Origin of the sequence: Bacillus sp. J33, assembly GCF_000518885.1 — a bacterium.
Lineage (GTDB): Bacteria > Bacillota > Bacilli > Bacillales > Cytobacillaceae > Cytobacillus.
Genome location: NZ_JAEL01000069.1, coordinates 1 through 20,492 on the forward strand (window position 1 = coordinate 1; position 20,492 = coordinate 20,492).

At 40.1% G+C, this 20,492-nt stretch carries 25 protein-coding genes; 18 read left to right on the plus strand and 7 right to left on the minus strand.

The window, feature by feature from the left end; translation table 11 throughout:
- Positions 1-122: 122 nt before the first annotated feature.
- From L634_RS0118455 to L634_RS0118470, 4 genes are all read left to right on the plus strand, one after another.
- Positions 123-488: a hypothetical protein gene (locus L634_RS0118455; protein WP_026583726.1), complete on the plus strand. Its 366-nt coding sequence runs from the start codon at positions 123-125 to the stop codon at positions 486-488.
- Positions 489-616: 128 nt separating this feature from the next.
- On the plus strand, positions 617-1,255 hold the full coding sequence (locus L634_RS0118460; RefSeq protein ID WP_026583727.1) for a GTP pyrophosphokinase: 639 nt from the start codon (positions 617-619) through the stop codon (positions 1,253-1,255).
- 115 nt (positions 1,256-1,370) lie between these two features.
- Positions 1,371-2,165, plus strand: a complete 795-nt coding sequence (locus tag L634_RS0118465; RefSeq protein ID WP_026583728.1) for an NAD kinase — start codon at positions 1,371-1,373, stop codon at positions 2,163-2,165.
- Positions 2,166-2,283: 118 nt separating this feature from the next.
- Positions 2,284-3,168 (plus strand): RluA family pseudouridine synthase, encoded by an 885-nt coding sequence (locus L634_RS0118470; protein WP_026583729.1) that lies wholly within the window; start codon positions 2,284-2,286, stop codon positions 3,166-3,168.
- Positions 3,169-3,215: 47 nt separating this feature from the next.
- On the opposite strand, the gene prpE is transcribed toward L634_RS0118470, so the two are convergent.
- A complete protein-coding gene (gene prpE / locus L634_RS0118475) occupies positions 3,216-3,950 on the minus strand; it encodes a bis(5'-nucleosyl)-tetraphosphatase PrpE (RefSeq protein WP_026583730.1) in 735 nt (244 codons plus the stop codon).
- Positions 3,951-4,411: 461 nt separating this feature from the next.
- On the opposite strand from prpE, the gene mgtE reads away from it, so the two are divergent.
- The 4 genes from mgtE (at position 4,412) to L634_RS0118495 (ending at position 9,273) form a co-directional block, all read left to right on the plus strand.
- Entirely contained in the window at positions 4,412-5,791 is a 1,380-nt protein-coding gene (gene mgtE / locus L634_RS0118480) for a magnesium transporter (RefSeq protein ID WP_026583731.1), read from the plus strand.
- Between the two features lie 13 nt (positions 5,792-5,804).
- Positions 5,805-7,664 (plus strand): monovalent cation:proton antiporter family protein, encoded by a 1,860-nt coding sequence (locus L634_RS0118485; RefSeq protein ID WP_026583732.1) that lies wholly within the window; start codon positions 5,805-5,807, stop codon positions 7,662-7,664.
- A 170-nt stretch (positions 7,665-7,834) separates the two neighbouring features.
- Positions 7,835-8,605, plus strand: coding sequence for an enoyl-ACP reductase FabI (gene fabI / locus L634_RS0118490; protein ID WP_026583733.1), 771 nt, complete (start codon positions 7,835-7,837; stop codon positions 8,603-8,605).
- Positions 8,606-8,721: 116 nt separating this feature from the next.
- Entirely contained in the window at positions 8,722-9,273 is a 552-nt protein-coding gene (locus tag L634_RS0118495) for a CotO family spore coat protein (protein ID WP_026583734.1), read from the plus strand.
- Between the two features lie 43 nt (positions 9,274-9,316).
- Here L634_RS0118495 and L634_RS0118500 read toward each other — a convergent pair whose 3' ends face one another.
- Positions 9,317-9,817, minus strand: a complete 501-nt coding sequence (locus L634_RS0118500) for a CotY/CotZ family spore coat protein (protein WP_026583735.1) — start codon at positions 9,815-9,817, stop codon at positions 9,317-9,319.
- Between the two features lie 130 nt (positions 9,818-9,947).
- Between L634_RS0118500 and L634_RS0118505 the strand changes: the two genes are divergently transcribed.
- From L634_RS0118505 to L634_RS0118550, 9 genes are all read left to right on the plus strand, one after another.
- Positions 9,948-10,304 (plus strand): DUF1360 domain-containing protein, encoded by a 357-nt coding sequence (locus tag L634_RS0118505; protein WP_026583736.1) that lies wholly within the window; start codon positions 9,948-9,950, stop codon positions 10,302-10,304.
- A gap of 414 nt (positions 10,305-10,718) precedes the next feature.
- Positions 10,719-11,192, plus strand: a complete 474-nt coding sequence (locus L634_RS0118515; RefSeq protein ID WP_026583737.1) for a YhcN/YlaJ family sporulation lipoprotein — start codon at positions 10,719-10,721, stop codon at positions 11,190-11,192.
- 15 nt (positions 11,193-11,207) lie between these two features.
- Entirely contained in the window at positions 11,208-11,681 is a 474-nt protein-coding gene (gene spoVAC / locus L634_RS0118520) for a stage V sporulation protein AC (RefSeq protein ID WP_026583738.1), read from the plus strand.
- Entirely contained in the window at positions 11,681-12,694 is a 1,014-nt protein-coding gene (gene spoVAD / locus L634_RS0118525; protein ID WP_026583739.1) for a stage V sporulation protein AD, read from the plus strand. The genes spoVAC and spoVAD overlap by 1 nt, the downstream gene beginning before the upstream one ends.
- Positions 12,695-12,707: 13 nt before the next feature.
- Positions 12,708-13,064 carry a stage V sporulation protein AE gene (gene spoVAE, locus L634_RS0118530; protein WP_026583740.1) on the plus strand — a complete coding sequence of 119 codons (357 nt, stop codon included), beginning with the start codon at positions 12,708-12,710 and terminating at the stop codon, positions 13,062-13,064.
- Positions 13,065-13,083: 19 nt separating this feature from the next.
- Complete coding sequence (locus L634_RS0118535; protein ID WP_026583741.1) at positions 13,084-13,281, plus strand: hypothetical protein; 198 nt, start codon at positions 13,084-13,086, stop codon at positions 13,279-13,281.
- 11 nt (positions 13,282-13,292) lie between these two features.
- Positions 13,293-14,159, plus strand: coding sequence for a DUF421 domain-containing protein (locus tag L634_RS0118540; RefSeq protein ID WP_026583742.1), 867 nt, complete (start codon positions 13,293-13,295; stop codon positions 14,157-14,159).
- Positions 14,160-14,255: 96 nt separating this feature from the next.
- Positions 14,256-14,378 carry a YjcZ family sporulation protein gene (locus L634_RS32830; protein ID WP_157452421.1) on the plus strand — a complete coding sequence of 41 codons (123 nt, stop codon included), beginning with the start codon at positions 14,256-14,258 and terminating at the stop codon, positions 14,376-14,378.
- A gap of 140 nt (positions 14,379-14,518) precedes the next feature.
- Positions 14,519-14,773, plus strand: coding sequence for a stage VI sporulation protein F (locus tag L634_RS0118550; RefSeq protein WP_026583743.1), 255 nt, complete (start codon positions 14,519-14,521; stop codon positions 14,771-14,773).
- A 50-nt stretch (positions 14,774-14,823) separates the two neighbouring features.
- On the opposite strand, the gene L634_RS0118555 is transcribed toward L634_RS0118550, so the two are convergent.
- Complete coding sequence (locus L634_RS0118555) at positions 14,824-17,136, minus strand: UvrD-helicase domain-containing protein (RefSeq protein ID WP_026583744.1); 2,313 nt, start codon at positions 17,134-17,136, stop codon at positions 14,824-14,826.
- A gap of 227 nt (positions 17,137-17,363) precedes the next feature.
- Between L634_RS0118555 and L634_RS0118560 the strand changes: the two genes are divergently transcribed.
- Positions 17,364-17,648, plus strand: coding sequence for a hypothetical protein (locus L634_RS0118560; RefSeq protein WP_026583745.1), 285 nt, complete (start codon positions 17,364-17,366; stop codon positions 17,646-17,648).
- A 15-nt stretch (positions 17,649-17,663) separates the two neighbouring features.
- Here L634_RS0118560 and L634_RS0118565 read toward each other — a convergent pair whose 3' ends face one another.
- The 4 genes from L634_RS0118565 to L634_RS0118580 all read right to left on the minus strand — a co-directional run bounded on the left by L634_RS0118565 (position 17,664) and on the right by L634_RS0118580 (position 20,398).
- Entirely contained in the window at positions 17,664-18,338 is a 675-nt protein-coding gene (locus tag L634_RS0118565) for a DUF421 domain-containing protein (RefSeq protein WP_026583746.1), read from the minus strand.
- A 103-nt stretch (positions 18,339-18,441) separates the two neighbouring features.
- Complete coding sequence (locus tag L634_RS0118570) at positions 18,442-18,864, minus strand: GNAT family N-acetyltransferase (RefSeq protein WP_026583747.1); 423 nt, start codon at positions 18,862-18,864, stop codon at positions 18,442-18,444.
- Between the two features lie 6 nt (positions 18,865-18,870).
- The gene (locus L634_RS0118575; protein ID WP_026583748.1) at positions 18,871-19,389 is read right to left on the minus strand and encodes a YjcG family protein; all 519 of its coding nucleotides are present in this window, start codon (positions 19,387-19,389) and stop codon (positions 18,871-18,873) included.
- 286 nt (positions 19,390-19,675) lie between these two features.
- Complete coding sequence (locus L634_RS0118580; RefSeq protein ID WP_026583749.1) at positions 19,676-20,398, minus strand: alpha/beta hydrolase; 723 nt, start codon at positions 20,396-20,398, stop codon at positions 19,676-19,678.
- Between the last annotated feature and the right edge of the window lie 94 nt (positions 20,399-20,492).

A 20,492-nucleotide genomic window follows, 5' to 3' on the forward strand; every position in this document is an offset into this window, starting at 1 on the left:
GCTAGTTGAACCAATCGGGCATTTACGGGCAGTTAAAGCATAATCTGCTTTGAAAAAACCAGAAGGGGTTTTACTGCCCGTTAATCTGCGATAAAATAGGTAATGACTATGGAGGTATAAATATGAAACAAAAACTAACGATTGCAAAAGCAGATATAAAAGAAAATGAATTAATTTTGGGGATAGAGGATGGATCAGTTTCGAATTTGAAAGCCATGGAGCAAATATTGGCTGATTCTGATAATCTGTCATTTGTTTACATAGCGGATAATAACGATGATTATACATATATTTCACTTCCTGATTCTATCTGGCCTGACCTAAAAAAGGCGTATGATGGCAATTTGCCTGTGTATGTAACGGATGCTCAAGGTGAACGTCTTGAGCTTGAAGGTTTCCATGAAGAATTAGGAGACTTGATTGAAAATATTAAAGGCAACAGCAATTACGGTGAGGAAATGGTTATAAAAGTGGAGAGCATATTTTAAGCGGGTGTTTAATTGCCGTTAAACAAGGATAAATAGGCAAATATATTTTGGAAGAAAACGTGTGCCTGGAAGGGATAGGCACTTTCAGGCGCCCGCTCTCTTTTACTTCGGATGTGGTGGTGTTGCAGGTGAAGCATTGGGATTTATTTTTGGCGCCTTATAAGCAGGCGGTTGAAGAATTGAAAGTTAAGCTAAAAGGCATGAGAAGCCAATTTGAGATGGATTCTACCCATTCCCCGATTGAATTTGTCACTGGACGGGTAAAGCCTATTGCAAGTATTTTGGATAAAGCCAATCAAAAAGGAATTCCTCTTGATAAATTGGAATCCGAGATGCAGGATATTGCCGGTGTCAGGATGATGTGCCAATTTGTTGATGATATAAAAAAAGTTGTGGAATTATTAAGGCGAAGAAATGACTTTGAAATCGTAGAAGAAAGAGATTATATTTCCCATAAAAAAGCAAGTGGGTACCGTTCTTACCATGTAGTCATTTGTTATCCAGTCCAAACAATCAAAGGAGAGAAAAAAATCCTCGCTGAGATTCAAATTAGGACCCTGGCAATGAACTTCTGGGCAACAGTGGAACATTCTCTGAATTATAAGTATAAGGGCCAGTTTCCTGAAGATATTCAGATGAGGCTTCAAAGGGCAGCAGAAGCAGCTTTCAGGCTGGATGAGGAAATGTCCCTCATCCGCGGTGAAATCCAGGATGCCCAGGCATTTTTTACAAGAAAAAAGGAAAAGCAGCAAAAGGAAGAAAACTAGGCAGGACGTTATTTTAAAGCTATGTTAAGCTTTGGTTGTTTTTGAAATTATATTGATTATACGAAATCAGCAGGAAGTTTAACTGAGCTATTTCTATAAGAGGAGCTTGGATACGATGAAATTTGCCATTACCTCAAAAGGAGATTCAAAATCGAATACACTCATGCATAAAATGAGAACCTATTTATTGGACTTCGAGCTTACATATGACGAAGAACAGCCTGATATTGTCATATCGGTAGGCGGGGATGGCACTTTGCTCTATGCCTTTCACCGATACAGCAGCCGTCTGGACAAAACAGCGTTTGTCGGTATTCATACAGGGCATCTGGGGTTTTATGCGGACTGGGTGCCAGAGGAAATTGAAAAACTTGTGATCGCCATTGCCAAGACCCCGTATCAAGTAATTGAATATCCGCTCTTGGAAGTGATTATTCGCTACCAGCATGGCGGAAAGGAAACCCGCTATCTGGCATTGAATGAATCCACAGTAAAAGCGGTTGAGGGGACTCTGGTAATGGATGTTGAGATTCGAGGACAGCATTTTGAAAGGTTCCGCGGAGATGGACTCTGTGTATCAACCCCATCTGGCAGTACGGCGTATAACAAAGCACTGGGAGGAGCAATCCTGCATCCTTCTTTGCCGGCCATCCAGCTTGCTGAAATGGCATCAATAAACAATAAAGTGTTCCGTACAGTCGGTTCGCCTCTCGTTTTGCCGGCACATCATACTTGTATGCTCAAGCCTGTCAATGAACCTGACTTTCAAATAACGATTGACCATCTGACTCTTCTGCATAAAGATGTTAAATCGATTCAATTTAGAGTAGCGGATGAAAAAATCCGCTTTGCCAGATTCAGGCCATTTCCGTTTTGGAAAAGGGTACATGATTCTTTTGTTGCTGATTAAAAAGTGAAATCCGCATGACAAGGGACGATAGGCATTCAGTTAATAGCTGTCTAATGCTAAAACTGAAGCTGCCATTTTAGTGATGCGGAAAGTCTAATAGAACAGGAGCGCAGGCATTATGGCGCGTTTTGTATTGCAATGGGAAATATCTGCACAGCAATCAGGTAAAATGATCAGGGAATTTCTGAAAGAAAATGATATCTCTAAAACAGCCCTAACCGATATTAAATTTGCAGGCGGCTTTATTGCTGTAAATGATGCAGAAGTGAATGTGCGCTATTTGCTAAAAGAAGGAGACAAGCTAAAGGTTGGTTTCCCTGAGGAAACACCAAGCGAGGGAATGAAAGGGGAACATCTGCCCCTTGATATTCTTTACGAGGATGATTATCTCCTCGTTGTAAATAAGCCAGCCGGCATGAGCTCGATTCCTTCAAGAGAGCATCCAACAGGAAGTTTAGCAAACAGCCTGATCGGATATTATCAGCGAATTGGGTTAGAGTCTGCCACACACATAGTGACCAGACTCGACAGAGATACCTCTGGAATTGTCCTTATTGCCAAACATAGACACGTACACCATCTATTCAGCCAGCAGCAGCGTTCTCATGAAATTAAAAGAGTGTATGAAGCGATTGCAGAAGGGGAAATTACACAGGACACAGGGACTATAGAGCAGCCGATCGCGAGAAAAAAAGACAGCATCATTGAGCGGGAAGTAAGTGATGAGGGGCGGTATGCCTGCACTCATTATCATGTGCTCAGCCGCAAAAACGGATTTACTTATCTCCAGCTGAGATTGGAAACAGGCAGGACCCATCAAATTAGGGTCCATCTTACCTGGCTGGGCCATCCTCTGGCGGGAGACGAACTGTATGGGGGAAGCAGGGATTTAATAACCCGCCAGGCTCTTCACTGCTGCAGACTCTCGTTCTATCATCCATTTCTGCAAAAGACACTTTCATTTGAACAGCCTCTCCCTGAAGATATGAATTGCCTTTTATAGGAAGCCGGATTTCCGGCTTTTTCTTTTTGGAGTATGGCTGGTCCGTTTTATAAATCCCTGAATTTCTCTTCAATAAATGGCATTTTTGATGGAACCGATAGGATCTCCATTTCAGGATACCTGAGGGCGGTCAGCTTATTGCCAAATACAGCGCCAGTGTCAATATTATAGGTATTATGGATTTGCCGGACTTCCTTAACAGGTGTATGGCCATATACAATAGTGGCTGTACCCTTGTATTGTTTTGCCCAATCTCGCCTTACAGGTGTCCCGTCAGGATTATTTTTTCCTGTAATATCCCCATAAAGAACGAACGTCTTTACTTTGGAAGAGTGCTTGCCGATATAATCCTCCCTTATTCCCGCATGGGCAATAACAAGTCTTTTATTGTCCAGGACATAATACAAAGGGGCTTTTTCGTATAATTCCATAAATTTTCTTCGGATTTCCGTTCTTTCCTTTGCATTGAGTTCATCACATTCGGCTACAGTGGTCTCCAGCCCGTGTGAAATTTGCACCTTATTCCCCAAAAAGTATCGGTAAAGTTTATTGCAATGATTACCAGGAACATAGTAAGCTAAATCACTTGCTGCAAGATTATATACTGTGTCAATGACTGCGAGTGATTCCGGTCCCCGGTCTGTTAAATCACCTACAAAAGCAAGTTTTCTTCCATAGGGATGTTTTGGAAATCCCCCGCTCCAATCATAGTTCATTTTTAACGTAAGCTCTTTAAATTCGGCAAAACAGCCATGAATATCGCCAATAATATCTAATTTCATACTGAAACTCCTTTATTTCATCTATTGTTATGATATCAATATTTATTTGTCTTATCCCAGTTTGAAATTTTTAAACGTAAGCGGAGGACCGTTGGTTTAATAGAGGGAAATTGGAAAAATTAAGGGTATCTATCTAACGGTCATGAAATATTTTTTCTTGATGAAATTTCATAGACGACAAAAATACAAAGATTTGCTAGTATAGTGAGGTACGTTTTTCAATATACACCCCTTTATTATTGGCGCCAGTATACTCCCAGACTTCTTGATAATGGATATAGCCTGCCAAAAGCAGCGAAGGTTAAGACTATAAGCTGTTCTTCCTATCGTAGTCGCGTGAGAAGGGAATGTATTACCAGTCGGAAGTGCATGAGTGTCGAAAGGAAACGTTCTCCCCCAGACATCAGGATGTTTAACAAGTACTTCAAATTGGTTCACTGTATGAAAGGAGGTAGTTCATGATGGCAGAATTAGCAGAAGAAAAAGCAGATTCACACATTGATAAAGATCTTTTAATCCAATCTTTACAAAATGAAGAAATCGATATTTTCAGGAACGAATTTCTTGATTTGCATCCCTATGATCAGGCTTCATTTTTTAAAGATCTGGATGAAGATATAAGGGCGAAAATTTACCTTTATCTTTCTCCTGAAGAAATGGCTTCACTTTTCGAAAATCTTGAGATAGATGAAGACGAATATAAAGATGTACTTGCTGAAATGAACCCTAATTATGCGGCAGATATGCTTTCACAGATGTACGCTGATGATGCAGTTGATGTTTTAAACGAACTGGATAAAGATCAGGTTGTCAGCTATTTAACAATTATGGATGACGAATCGGCCAAAGAAATAAAAGATTTGCTTCATTATGAGGAATATACTGCTGGAAGTATCATGACAACGGAATTTGTGTCCCTTTCAGCTAACCAAACTGTCCGGTCTGCCATGTACATTCTTAAAAATGAGGCTCCGAGAGCAGAGACCATTTATTATGTTTACGTCGTTGATGAGGAGAAAAAGCTGATTGGAGTTATTTCTTTAAGAGATTTAATTGTGAGTGATGATGATACGATGATTTCAGAAATTACAAACGACAGAGTGGTTTCCGTTTCTGTAGGCGAGGACCAGGAAGAGGTAGCAAGAAAAATTAAAGACTATAATTTTCTTGCAGTTCCTGTTGTGGATTTTCAGAATCATCTTTTGGGAATTATTACAGTTGATGACGTTATGGATGTTATGGAAGAAGAAGCCTCTGATGACTACTCCAAGCTAGCTGCCGTTTCTGACATGGATAACATCGACAGGAATCCGGTATCAGCTGCCCGCAAGAGGCTGCCATGGCTTATCATATTGCTTTTTTTGGGTATGTTAACAGCAAGCTTAATCGGCAGATTTGAAGCCACTTTGGATCAGGTTGCGATTCTGGCTGTTTTTATCCCGCTAATTGCAGGGATGGCAGGAAATACAGGCACACAGGCTCTGGCTGTAGCTGTACGGGGAATAGCGACAGGCGATCTGGAGAAAGAAAATAAAACGAAATTGGTAATAAGAGAAGCTGGTACTGGCTTAATAACCGGGGGTACATGCGGCTTGCTTGTTACATTAATTGTTTATCTTTGGAAAGGCAATTTTTTTCTCGGCGTTTTAGTCGGTGTTTCCATCTTGTTTACATTAATTGTGGCTACTTTAGCCGGTGCGCTTATACCTTTATTTATGCACAGGATGAAAATTGACCCAGCTGTCGCTTCTGGACCGTTTATTACAACAATCAATGATATTATCAGTATTCTTATTTACTTTGGAATGGCTACTTTGTTTATGAGTTATTTGACAGGTTAAGGAGGGCTTTACTATGGAACATGGAGCATCGGTTACTTCTCTTGTAATTGTCATTATGGCTGCTTTTATTACACCCATACTGCTTCATCGATTGAAAATAAATTTTATTCCCGTGGTCGTAGCTGAGATTCTGGTAGGGCTTGTGATCGGGAAGAGCGGTTTTGATATCGTTCATGAAGATATGTGGCTTGAGACACTTTCAACATTGGGATTTATATTTCTCATGTTTTTAAGTGGGTTGGAGATTGATTTTTCGGCCTTTTCAGCAAACAAGAAACGCGAGAAATTGCCAAATGGGAAACTGGAGCCTAATTCCTTTACAGTTTCATCTATCGTATTCATAGGAATCTTTCTCGTTTCACTTGGCCTTTCTTATTTATTTGTCTGGGCAGGCTTTATAGATAATGCCTTTTTGATGACATTAATAATCTCAACCATATCACTTGGGGTTGTAGTTCCTACACTAAAGGAAGCCCATTTAATGAAAACAGGCATTGGCCAGATTATTTTATTGATTGCGGTTATTGCAGACTTGGTCACAATGATTCTGCTGGCTGTGTTTGTTTCAATAAATGACGGCGGAGAAGGAAATACCTGGCTGCTTCTTGTTTTATTTGGAGCAGGTGTGTTACTTTATTTCCTTGGAAGAAAATTCAAAAACCTTAAGTTTTTGGAGGCCTTGTCAACCGGTACAGTCCAAATTGGAACGAGGGCTGTGTTTGCACTAATTATTTTCCTTGTGGCGTTATCAGAAACTGTTGGTGCAGAAAATATTTTAGGTGCCTTCCTTGCAGGAGTACTCGTATCACTTCTTGCACCTAATCAGGAAATGATTCATAAACTGGATTCTTTCGGCTATGGCTTTTTAATTCCCATTTTCTTTGTGATGGTTGGTGTGGACCTGAATGTGTGGTCATTGTTCAGTGATCCTAAAATGCTCATGCTTATTCCGCTGCTGCTGATTGCACTTCTGCTGTCCAAACTTATACCAATTTATATCTTAAAAAAATGGTATGACATGAAAACAGTCCTTGCTTCGGGATTTCTGCTGACTTCGACTCTTTCACTTGTAATTGCAGCAGCGACGATTGGGGAACGGATGGGCGTTATTACAGCAGAGATGAGCGGTACACTGATTCTTGTGGCTGTTATTACGAGTGTCTTTACACCGGTGGTCTTTAAAAAGCTCTTCCCTCAAGAAGCAGCAGAGGAAAAAAGGCTCAAGGTATCCTTTATCGGTGCAAATCAAATGACCATGCCGATCTATAGTGAGCTTAAATCTTCTTTATATGAGCCTGTTCTTTATCACAAAAAGCAGGAAAAGGCTGATAAGCAGATTGCCGATTCTTTGTTTGATATAGTTGAAATTGATGATTTCGATATGGAATTCCTTGAAAAAACCGATGCAGTTGAATCGGATATTGTTGTGATTTCTACAGGAAATGAAGAGACAAATGCGACCTTGGCTATTGCATTTAAGGAACAAGGTGTGGACCGCGTAATTTGCCGAATGGAAAGCCTTGATATGGAAGAAGCCCTAAAAGAACATGATGTAGAGCTATTCTCTACAATCCTGTCTGCCAAAGCACTTCTGCGGGCATTGATTGAATCGCCAAGTGTTGTAAATATCTTAACAAACCAGGAAACGGCTTTATATGAAATTCGCCTTTTAAACGAACAGTTTGAAGGTATGATGTTAAGAAGGTTCCCTTTTACAGGGGATGTCATTTTCGTTCGGATATTCCGGGGGAAGGATTCAATCGTTCCCCATGGGGATACAGAACTGCATATGAACGACCGTCTGATTGTGACTGGTTCTAAGGAATATGTTGATGAACTCAAACGTGAACTTGAATTCTGTGAATGGTGCTAAAAAATGCTGCTATGCGGCTAAAAGTTTATACTCATTAAATCCTGCTTGCTGCAAGCAGGATTTTTTCGTGTTTCCAACATGGCTATAGGCTTTTCTTTTTTTAAAAATTAATGTACAATTAGTACTAGGTACTAATAACATGTGATAAAAATATTCAGGAGGCCTTTAAAATGACTCTTTCTTTAAATGGAAAAACGTTTGTCGTAATGGGAGTTGCAAATAAAAGAAGTATTGCCTGGGGGATCGCCCAATCTCTTCATAATGCCGGTGCCCGCTTAATTTTTACATATGCGGGTGAAAGGCTTGAAAAAAGTGTACGTGATCTGGCTGAATCATTGGAAGATGCCAATTCACTGGTCCTTCCATGCGATGTAACAAATGATGAGGATATTGCTAAATGCTTTAGCACAATTAAGGAAGAAGCAGGAGTAATCCATGGGATTGCACACTGCATTGCATTTGCCCATAAAGAAGAACTTCAGGGTGAATATATGAACACAACACGGGATGGATTCCTCCTTGCACATAATATCAGTTCATATTCATTGACTGCCATTGCTAAGGAAGCCAGAGGATTAATGACTGAAGGAGGAAGCATTGTCACTCTTACTTACCTTGGCGGTGAAAAGGTTGTAAAGAACTATAACGTTATGGGAGTGGCAAAAGCTTCTCTTGATGCCAGTGTTAAATACCTGGCCAACGACCTTGGAAAAGACGGTATCCGGGTGAACTCCATTTCAGCGGGACCAATAAGAACTCTTTCAGCTAAGGGAATCAGTGAATTTAACTCAATCCTAAAAGAAATCGAAGAACGTGCTCCGCTTCGTAAAACAACTACACCTGAAGAGGTGGGTGATACAGCTCTGTTCTTATTCAGCAGCCTGTCTCGCGGGATCACAGGGGAAAATATCCACGTCGATTCTGGCTATCATATCCTATAATCAAAAAAGCCTGCTCAATCTTGAGCAGGCTTTTTTGATGTCTTGCAGTAACGAAAGCCTATTTTTCTGCATACACATAGTACGATAAAACATTATGATTGCGGAGGTGGGTGAAAGTGGCTGGGGAAAAAGAAAAAGAACCATTATTTTATATACAGCAGCCGAAATTTCAATTTCCTGAGACCCGAATGCAGACTGTTTATTCCAGCAGAAAAGCAGAATTGGATCGTAAAAAGAAACTATTGGAGAATTCGCCGGAACTTGATGCCACTATAGAAAAAAATAAAAAGAAGGCTGAAGAATCGGCCGATGTTAATGTTGCAGAACAGGAGAAAGTGCAAGAAACGATAGAAGAATTTGAAGCGAGCCGGGAAGAGAAAAAAGAAGCGGCACCATTTGCTTTTACAACAGGAAAACGAAAGCCTTCTTTCCAGAGGGTAAAGAGTTTTAAGGAAATGAATACAGCTGAGCGTATAGATTACTTAATTGACTTTCCAAAGCAGCTTCCTCCAATTCCATGTATATTCGAAACCGATGAGAAAGCAAAAAGAGGATTTTTATTATCCAAAGATGAGGAAAGAATCCAAGTGAAACTGTTTGATGAATCTGTTGAACAAATCAGAATCCAGTCTATAAAGGAAATAAAAATGATTGGCTTAAGAGGTTAATCCGCAAGAAAAAGCCAGCCAAATGGAAGGCTGGCCTCTTTCATTAGTCTTCACAAATGTCTAGGTCTACGTCAGCAATACACTGAACAGCACAGAAGCAGTTTAGATCAACCGTTACACAATCGTCAGTGCTTAAGAAGAAGTCAACTTCGCAAACCTTTTTCAAGTCGATGCAGCAATCATCAGCCAGATTTACTGTTTCGTCTTCTCCTCGTCTTGCGTTGACTGGCTCTAGCACACGAAGGACTGCACAGCAGTTATCAAAAACTTCTTCTACCCTGAAGAAGATAGATACACATGCACGCTCATTACCTTTAAAGAAGGCATGGAACGGTGAACCGTCAGCCGTTTTCAAAACGATAACGCGTGTATCCGGACGTTTGTTGCGTCTTCTTGCAGGTGAAATTGCCCCCAGCGGCTCTAGGAAACAGTTTGAAGGGCATTCGCACACATCTTCTGCATTATCTTGAATATCTTTTATAGCACGAACTACTTCACATACACAGCTTTTGCCTTTGAAGTCGTCTTTTTTTCCACAACCCATTTTGTTTTCCTCCTTGTTTGTTTCTTGTGGTCTACACTAATAACATATTGCCGGGGTGCCCTATGGGTTACGGACAAACGCCTTGTTTTTCTAAAAAATAGGCTATTTTTTTATATATGGAGGTGAAGGTGTGGATATAACACCTATGGAGCTGCTGATTCTTTCTCTTGCAAGCTTTCGGCTGACCAGGCTGATTGTTTACGACAAAATCACCGAATTTATTCGAAGGCCATTCTTTGAAGAAGTGGAGGAAAAAGGTGAAAACGGTGAAACAGAAATTTATCTGGTTATTAAACAGGGCAGAATACGCGGTTTTTTCGGTGAGCTTTTAAGCTGCTATTGGTGTACAGGTGTGTGGAGTGCTGCTTTACTATATGCATCATATCTATTTTTGGGGGAGTGGGCTGTACCTTTATTATTGATTTTGACAGTGGCTGGAATCGCTTCAATCATTGAATCCCTGGTACAAAGGTGGATTGGTGAATAGGGAAAAAATTTAGTCCATTAATGTGGGCATTTGATTTACACAAGCATGGAGGCTCAGCATAAATTATTGAAGGGAAATTATTCATAATGGAGGGCCTCATCATGTTAAATAAGTATAACGATCAATCTGCATCAAAACCCCTGCCCCCAAAAAAGAAAAAGAAAAAAGGCTGCGGATGCGGAAAGAAATCAAAGAAGAATTAGCCTTAAAGCCGGATAGTTTCCCCGGCTTTTTTTATTTTTTGGCGGAAATAACAGAACCATTTTCTCTAACAGTTCCGGTCGCCCTTCTTAGGGAAAGAAGCAGACAAGATTAATGGTGTTAATTGGGAAAAATAGGATAACAGCTGTTTTTCATAATTCCTGACCATTCGAGGATAATATAATTAAGATTCTTACATAGGAAGGGACTATTATGAGAAAAAAACATTTGTGGCTATTTGCAGCGATACTGATATTAATTTCTGGATGCAGCGGAGATGGAAAAGTGAATGAAAGTGATTTGGCACTTGTAAAAACAACTAACCCTCCACCTACTTTAATTGAGAAAAATACAAAAGAAAATTTGGATTTGGTTAAAAGCATTGAACATGATGTCGAATCCATGGAAGAGCTCTATGATGTGGCAGTAGTGAAAGGTGAAGAGGATACCCTTGTTGCATACAAAGTCAAACATCTGCAGCGATTCCACATGAAAAGGATAGAAAAGAAAATGAATAAAATGCTTGAGAAAAAATATCCGGATGAAAATTTTACTGTTTCCAGTGATTATAAAATATTTATTGAGGCAGTTGAACTTCAGGAAAAAATGAAGGATCCGGACTTTTCTGATAAAAAAGCAAAAAAGAAGCTTGATCAAATTATTAAGCTGAAAAATGAGATGACATAGAAAGGGGCAGGGGCAGTGAACAAAAATTCGAACAAGACACCGGAACAGCAGCAATATGAACAGCTTGAACAAAAGCATGAAATCCAGCGTCCCCTACTGAAGAACTGTATCCGGGCTTTTTGGGTAGGTGGCTTAATCTGCATTGTCGGACAGGCAATTACGTATTTTTATATTTATTTTTTTAACTTTACAGAGCAAACAGCAGGAAATCCAACTGTAGCAACGATGATATTCATTTCCATGCTGCTTACTGGCTTTGGTGTATATGACCGGCTGGGGCAATTTGGTGGTGCGGGAAGCGCAGTTCCTGTAACAGGCTTCGGAAATGCAGTAATTTCAGCAGCCATTGAGCATCGTACGGAAGGCTTTGTGCTTGGAGTGGGAGGAAATATGTTCAAGCTTGCCGGCTCCGTTATTCTTTTCGGGGTATTTTCGGCTTTTGTCGTGGCTTTGATCAAAACGCTTCTAAGGATATGGGGGGTTATTTAATGCTAAAAGGAAAACAATCCTGGGTTTTTCAAAACCGCCCGGTAATTGCTTCAACTGGTGTTTCCGGCGGCCCTTTTGAGGCAAATGGCAATCTGGCTGATGATTTTGATGTTTTGCATGATGATTTATGGATGGGGGAAGACTCTTACGAAAAAGCTCATAAAGTTCTATCGGAAGAAGCTTGGCAAGCTGCATTGCAAAAATCGAATCTTCAAAAGGAAGAGGTCCAGTTTTATATTGCAGGAGATTTAATTAATCAAATAACACCAACAAGCTTTAGCGCAAGAACTCTGCAAATTCCATATTTCGGAATATTCGGGGCTTGTTCAACTTCCATGGAAGGTCTGGCATTAGCATCTTTTATCGTTAACTATCAGGGCGCAGATTATGTTCTAACTGGGGCTTCAAGCCACAATGCAGCTGTTGAGAAGCAATTCAGGTATCCTACCGAATATGGCGGCCAAAAGCCGCCGACTGCGCAATGGACAGTAACAGGTGCTGGCGCAGCCCTTGTAACCTCTAAAGTACCGAAGCAAAACATGCCAGTTACAACTTCAGCCACGATTGGAAAAGTAATAGACATGGATTTCTCAGACCCATTTAATATGGGTGGGGCTATGGCTCCTGCGGCTGCAGATACCATTACAGCACATTTTAAAGATATGCAGCTGGATCCGTCATATTATGATTTGATTGTGACCGGAGACCTTGGGAGAATTGGACAGGAAACCGCCTATGAATTACTTGGGAATAATGGGCTGAACATAGAAAGAGAAAAATTCAAAGATTGCGGTTTAATGATTTATAGAGAAGGCCAGCCAGTCCAGTCAGGGGGAAGCGGAGCAGGCTGTTCAGCAACAGTCTTATATGGCCATATATTAAATCAGATGAAACAGGGAGCATATAAACGGATACTTGTAGTGGCTACAGGAGCTCTTTTATCGCCATTGACATTCCAGCAAAACGAAAGTATTCCTTGCATTGCCCATGCTGTTTCAATCGAGATGAATTAAAGGAGGTATAAGTATGCTGCCAATGTTTTTTTGGGCTTTTGTTATTGGAGGGCTTATTTGCGTATTCGGCCAAATTTTATTCGATGTGTTTAAATTAACACCTGGCCATACATTGAGCCTTTTGGTTGTATTGGGAGCAATTCTAGATGGTGTGGGTCTTTATGAACCGCTTGCAGACTTTGCCGGTGCTGGTGCGACAATACCAATAACCAGCTTTGGCAATTCCCTTGTCCATGGTGCACTTCAGGAAGCGGAGCAGCACGGGCTTGTCGGAGTTTTGACAGGGATGTTTGAGGTAACCAGCTCCGGTATATCTGCTGCCATCATTTTTGGGTTTATCGGTGCACTTATATTCAAACCAAAAGGCTAAGGGCAAAGGACGTAGGAATATGGATGAAAACAAGCAAAGCTTAAAGGCGCTGAAAGTGATGATTCAAGAGATGGAATTAATCCTGAATGAAAAGGCCATGACAGCATCAGATGATCAGTCTCAGCGTATTTTTCATCAGGGGAAGATTATGGCATCAGATATAAATGGCTTTTTATCCAAACGTATAAAGGAACTTAATCGTTCCTTTCTTGTGTAGGGTTGGATATTATGACAGATATACTTGCAACAGTTGTGCGGTCGTTATTTATTATTCTTGGACTATTTTTTATTACAAAATTATTAGGAAAAAAGCAGCTCTCCAAGCTTTCCTTTTTTGAATATATTGTCGGCATCACTGTGGGCGATATTGCAGGAACACTTTCCATGGACCCAGACCTTAGCTTGAGAGATGGGGTGACTGCCTTTTTGATTTGGGCATTTGTTCCGCTGTTTATTAGCATTGTATCGTTGAAAAGCAAGCCATTCAGAGATTTTGTAGAAGGGAAACCAACTACTTTCGTCGAAAATGGAAAAATCATGGAAGAAAATTTAAAGAAAGAAAAATTCAGTATCGATGAATTACTCGAACAGTTAAGAAAAAAAGACATTTTCCGGGTAGCCGATGTGGAATTTGCTTCCTTGGATTCAAATGGCGAATTAAATATCATTCTAAAAAAAGCCAAGCAGCCGCTAACAGCAGGAGACCTATTTATGGACCTGCCAGAGGCTGGCGTACCGCATGCAGTAATCTTGGATGGCACAATCTATAATGACGCTCTGAAGAATGCTGGAGTAAGCAGGGCATGGCTGAACGCTGAGCTGGCTAAAAGGCAGGTAACAGCTGAACAAGTTTTTTTTGCCCAAATAGATGAGAATGGCCAGCTAAAGCTAGACCTATACAACGACTCTGTGGAGTTGCCTGAAATAAAGCAGGATGATCACTTGCTAATATTAATGAAAAAAATACAAGCAGAGCTTGAATGGTATTCATTGACAGCAAAAGAGCCCGCATTAAAAATGGCTTATAAGGAATATTCCAGCCGATTAAACAGGTGGATAAAAAAGGCCAAACCTTATTTTAGCTTAGAGGAATAATATTATAATACCGGTACATGCTTAGGGGCTTGCCTATACATTCACTAGATGTTTTACATATGTTGTAGTGAGTAAACACAAAGTGAGGTGATAGGCATGGGCTACGGATACTGCGGCTGCGGCTATGGCGGCGGTTATGGGTACGGCGGCAATACTTTTGTTTTAATCGTAGTACTATTCATCTTGTTAATTATTGTTGGTGCGAGTTTCTGCAACTAGATCGTATTTCTTGCAGCTGGCTGACCCAAATCCATAGGAATGGAGAGGGGTCGGCCTTTCCTTATGCATTTGCATAAATCACCTTTTTTGCCCTCCTTCATACAATATAAGTAGTTAAAGAAGGAGCGTGAGAAATCAGTATGGATAATCATTTCTTTAAAAACCTGGAAAAGAAAACAGGCGTAAATATGAAGGATGTATTTGAGCTGGCCGGTTCTTTGCAGAATGCAAATTTTAAAGATGAGAAAACAGTAAGGAACGTTATTAAAAGAGTTTCACAAATTGCGAATAAACCCGTTTCAAAAGATATGGAGGATAAAATTGTAAAATCTATTGTTGCTGATGGCAAGCAGCTTGATTTTAATACGATCTCTCAGATGATGAACAAAAAATAAAAACGGATAGGGAGCCTGAAAGTCTTAGGCAGGTCTCCTATCCGTTTTTTCTATTCATTCCGTCGTCTGCTGCTTCTTGAAATGGGAGCAAGAAACCGTGAAGGGTATGATTTTCGTCCTCGTCTTTTTTCCGGCACTGAAATATATAAATCATTTTTCGCCCGTGTTACAGCGACATACATAAGCCTGCGTTCTTCCTCCAATGGAGCTGGATCCCCTGACCGGTATGCTTCAAGAGCGTGATCATGGGGAAGACTTCCCTCAACAGCTCCCACAATATATACCACTTTATACTCAAGTCCTTTGGCGCGATGGATTGTACTTAGGGTAATGGCATTATAATAATTTTTGCTTAGTTTTTTAATTTCTTTGTTCATAGCTTTCATATGCTCAGTATGTTCCAAAAACTCAGGAAGGGACATGAAGTTTCTTGCAGCAACCTTTAAATCCTTCAAGTCATCAGATCCCTTTTCCATTTTATTGCCTTCATTGCCGCGTTTTTTGATAAAGTCCTGAAATCCAAGTTCCCTTTCAACCGTTTCAATTGCAGTTAATGGGCTAAGTCCTGAAAGTGATCTGGTTATGGGGATCACTTTTTTTAGCTTGCTTTCCTGGAATGCAAAACCAGTTTTAATATGGCTAAGGCACTCAAGCAATGAACAGTCGTTTAAAATGCTCTCTGCTTTAATATCCTGCAAGGCTGACTGTTTAACAAAAAGAGAAGGCAATATATCTTTTATAGCAGTCTGGTCGTCTTCATTCATGGAGAGCTTCAAGAAAGAAAGCATGCTTCTGATTATATAACGATCGTAAAAGGATTCAGCATCCTGATCAAGCTTAAATGGCAGGCTTGAATTTGCCAGCCTTTCGAAGATAGCTCTGCTTCCGGCGTGGGTCCGAAAAAGCACGGCAAAATCACGTGGTTCATAGCCCTGTCCTATTTTTTCCTGAATGTCGGTCAGAATCATGGTTGCTTCTTCCTCTTCATCATAAGGAAAAAACAAAAAGGGCTGCTGATTACTTGAATATTGGGCATTCATGCTTTTTGCCCGCCTTTGTTTATTTAGGGAAATGATCTGGTTTGCTGCTGATACGATTTCATGTGCTGAACGATAATTTTGATCTAACGTAATGACCTTTGCTCCAGGAAAATCTTTTTCAAAATCGAGAAGATATTGCGGGTCACTTCCCCTGAAAGCATAGATGGACTGGTCATCATCCCCCACTGCACAGACATTCTTTGTCCTATTGGAAAACATTTTTATCAATTCGTATTGAACCTTATTTATATCCTGAAACTCATCAATCAGGAAATACTGAAACCGGTTTTGATATTGTCCGAGAATATCTGGATTTTCAAGAAATAGGGCATAACAGCCTGTCAGCATATCGTCAAAGTCAAATAATCCTTTTTTTGCCTTTGCCTGCTCATACCTTTTATATAAAATGGCCGTCTGTTCCTCCCAGTCGTTTTCAGGGTGGACTTTCCCAGGCATGATAAGTGAGTTTTTCCAATAACTGACTTGCTGCAGTGCCAGGTCGAAAGCAAATTCTTTTTCATCAAGCTTCAAATCTTTGCTTGCTTCCTTCATGACCTGTTCGCGCTGCCATTCTCTGTTTAACAGCTTTCCTGATGACCATTTCTCTGAAGAATGGAAGGAAAGGATTCGATAAAACAGGCTATGAAATGTTCCTGATACAACCTGCTTTACTTTTCTGGGATCCATTCCTGGATAGTCCAGCAGGCGTTCTTTCATTTCTGCAGCAGCTTTTGCTGTAAAAGTGACGAGCATGATTGATCTGGGATCAATATTTTTTTCACGAAGCATAAAAGCTGTTCTTGTCGTTAAAACCCTAGTTTTTCCGCTCCCTGCTCCTGCAAGGACAAGAAGCGGGCCCTCAATATGGGAGACAGCTGCAGCCTGCCGTTCATCCAAATATATTCCCGTTTGAGAAAGGGACTGGAGATACTCATCTGGTAAGTTATGATTCTGAGTGCTTTCTTTAATGTAGGGAGGGATATTCTTAACAGGCTGTGCTTTTTTAAAGATTAATTCTGCATCTTTTACAGCTGAGGTAGCAATCGGCCGGGATACTGGAATTTTAAAACCATTTCTTTCAATATATTCTTCAGTATCCGAAACTAGTGTTGTTTCATCATTTACATCTTTGCACGATCTGTTGATCTGCTGAATATGATAAAAATGGGGCTCCTTAGCGATGCCTAAATATAGGCGGACAGAAGCTCCGCAATCAGGACAAAACAGCTTTCCTTTTTTACTTTCTTCATAAATATGCTGATATCGATCTCTATTTAAATGTTCGAGATTTACTTTGTTATTATGTAAAATTGCCGTTTTCATAAAAAAACCCCATTTGAAGCATTTCATATGGAAACAAAACTGCATCAAATTCCATTTGAAATGCCGAATACTTCGTCTAAAGATACAAACAAGACAAACTTTATCATATCAAAATAGAGAAGGTTTCTAAAGTCCCTTTATGTTTAATTTATTTAATTACAGGTACATAAAAATGAGTTGCATTTCGTATTTCTTTAATAAAGATATGAATAGAGGGGGAGAGCAAATTGGGCTATATCCTGCCTGTTACGCATTTCCAATATAATCAGTATGCAGAAAGAGAGCTTGGCACCAAGTATGATCCTTTTCGTTTCGTGCCAGTTACAAAAATAGCTGCACAGCCAAATCGAAAAGAATCCTTCCAGAAATCTCCTCTAAATATTCAAAAAAAATCAGCAGAAACATCTCTGAATAGGCGTACAGAATACCCAAATCGCATTAGCAGAAAGAAAGCAGAAGAGGTCTATGAAGAGCTGACCGGAAAAGGCCGCTATTTTAGCGAATGTATATAGAAAGGAAGGAGAGGCTTAGTACGTTTGCACGTGCAAAGCCTCTCCTTTTTTCCATTCAGCATATAATACATCCTTTACAGAGCCGGCGCCATTAGATGTGATTTCATTTTTCAGCCTATTTTCATCCCATCCAATGCTTTTAAGATTATCCCATACAACTTCTCCATCTAAAATGACAGTAACCGGAAGATCAACCGTATTCTGCGGCAAGTTCAAGTCCTCTAAAGTAGGTGAAGCATACCTTGGTTTTTTTAATGCACTTATAGTTCCATCCGTTTCCAAAATGGCATATTCGCATTCCTGAATGGAAAATACGTCTTTGGAACGGAGGAGATGCTGCAGCTGATTTAAATCCAAATGATTTTTCTTCAGTTCTTCATATACAATCTTGCCTTTTTTTATGACAATAGAGGGGTCACCCTCAAGGATCTTGCGTGCACGCTTAAACTTCTGGGTAGTAAGTTCAGTTGCGTAGATCAAGATTCCCCATACAGCAACCGAAAAGAACATTTCAAAAATACCTGTTCCTTCATCATATAGTGCATTTCCCACAAGCTCTCCCAATACAATCGCAGATATAAAATCAAAAGGAGTAATCTGTGTGATTTGCGTTTTTCCCAAGATTTTTGCCATAACAAACAGAAAGATATAGCCAATTACCAGCACACTGACGATATGTAAATACTCCATCCAAACCACCCCTTTAAAACTGCATCTGCAATAGTGTTTGCAGAAAGAATAAAAATTATTGCACAACAAAAAACTCCTGCCATCACTGGCAGGAGCTCATCCATTATATAGATTTTTTCATCGTGCGATGCGGGATCCCGGCATCCATAAATTCTTCAGAAACCACCTCATAGCCCAATCTTTCATAAAAAGGAATGGCTTGTGTCTGGGCATTTAATTTCAGGGCAGGCAATCCTTTTTCTTTAGCGTATTCTTCAATTTTATTCATGATTGCTTTTCCGGATCCGCTTTTTCGGCACTCTTTCAGCACACAAATTCTTTCGACTTTTCCGATGCCATCCATAATGCGGAATCTGCCAGCGCCTGCTGGCTTGCCATCATCATAAAGAACAAAATGAGCAGCTTCATCCTCGTACTGGTCAATTTCCTCTTCCTCTGGAACATTTTGCTCGTTAATAAATACCAGTTTGCGTACAGAAAATGCATCTTGTAATTCTTGTTCGGTTGAGACCATTCTTACTTCCACTTGTCATTATTCCTTTCCTAGATGAAATGTTTCATATACAGTCCAAGAGCCATTTTCAAGCTGGTAGAGAAGATGGAAACGGTCTACTACTTCTTCATGATTAACAGGCTGCATTCTTAAGGACCCATAGACATCGGAATGCTCATCATTGGAGAGTTTTTGTCCAATTGTAATATGAGGGACAAAATTATACTCGGGCGCCTCTCCAGTAATATTGTCATTCAATTCACGGTGCAGCTCCTCCAGCTGGGAAGTAGGCTCTATTTTAAAATAGATGACATTGTTAACCGGCTGGAAAGAGCTTATTTTTGTAGCATTTATTTGGATAGGCTGATGCTTTTTAGCAATTCCGTGCAATGTTTCCGTAATCTCTTTAATTTCGTCTTCAGAAGCTTCAAAGCCCGCTCTTAAAGTAACATGCGGAGGAATTAAAGCATAATGCGGATCATACCGCTTCCGATAGGAATTGGCCAGGTCTTGCAATTTTTTTGAAGGAAAAATAACGATACCGTATTTCGTATTCATACAACAACCTCCATGTTTATTTATTTAATTTGGCTTTGTTAGACTTTCCTGATGGTTCTTGCTGCAATCAACATGGTGGAAACACTCGCAATGCGTCCTAACATATCCATATGATTAATAAATAGCAGGCTTAAATGAAAAAATAAAACCTTTTGATTGATCCATTATAGCAAATTTTCTAAATTAATTATATAATTACACCTTTTTTTATAAGGAAAAAAACACTGCAATTCATTCAACCATTTTTAGGGGGCCAATAATAGTCTTTTCGACTGGAATAATGACTTTAAAACATTAATTTAAGAGCTCTTTTTAAGTCCGGCTGCCAGTATGTCCAAGTATGGTCTCCATCAAATTCATCATAAAAGTATGGAAAACGCTTTTCCTCCAGCAGTTTGGATAAATCCCTGTTTGGGGTAAGGAAGTCTTCCTCTTTGCCTTTGGTTGTCTTAACAGCTGTTTCTCCTTTGCCAATGACATGGTAGATATTAAGGAGGTGTGGCTGAGTAAATTCTTCTACAGCCTTCATAACTGAATCGTTAACAAAAGGAGATTGAAGAATTAGCCTTCCAAAAGTATTTGGATATTGGAGGGCTGCCATTAAAGATACAGTAGCTGCAAGGGAATCCCCCATCAGCGCGCGGCCCATCCCCATTTGATAGGTAGGAAATTCGCGATCAAGAAAAGGAACCAGCTCATGGGCCAGAAAGCGTATATAGGCATTATGCTGATTTCCGCCAGGATGGTATTTTTCCCACCTGTCCTTGACATCTTTATATGGGACACCGACTATGATTAAGTTCTCGATTTCTTTTTCGGCTAAAAGTTCATCTGCAACTCGTCCTGCTCTGCCAAGCTGAAAATAGTCTTTCCCGTCCTGAGCTATAACTACAGTATATTTATATAGCGGGGAATAAGAAGCCGGCAGATAAATAAGAAGGCTGATCTCTTCTCCGAGCTCTTTGCTGTCTATTTTTATATCCTTGATTGTTCCTCTGGGAAAATCCATGTTATCTATTCCTCCGTTTGCTTGTATGTAAGGCTTTTCATGAAGATTTTATCATATAAAAGCAGGAATTGCTTTTACTAGCATCTCGCCTGGA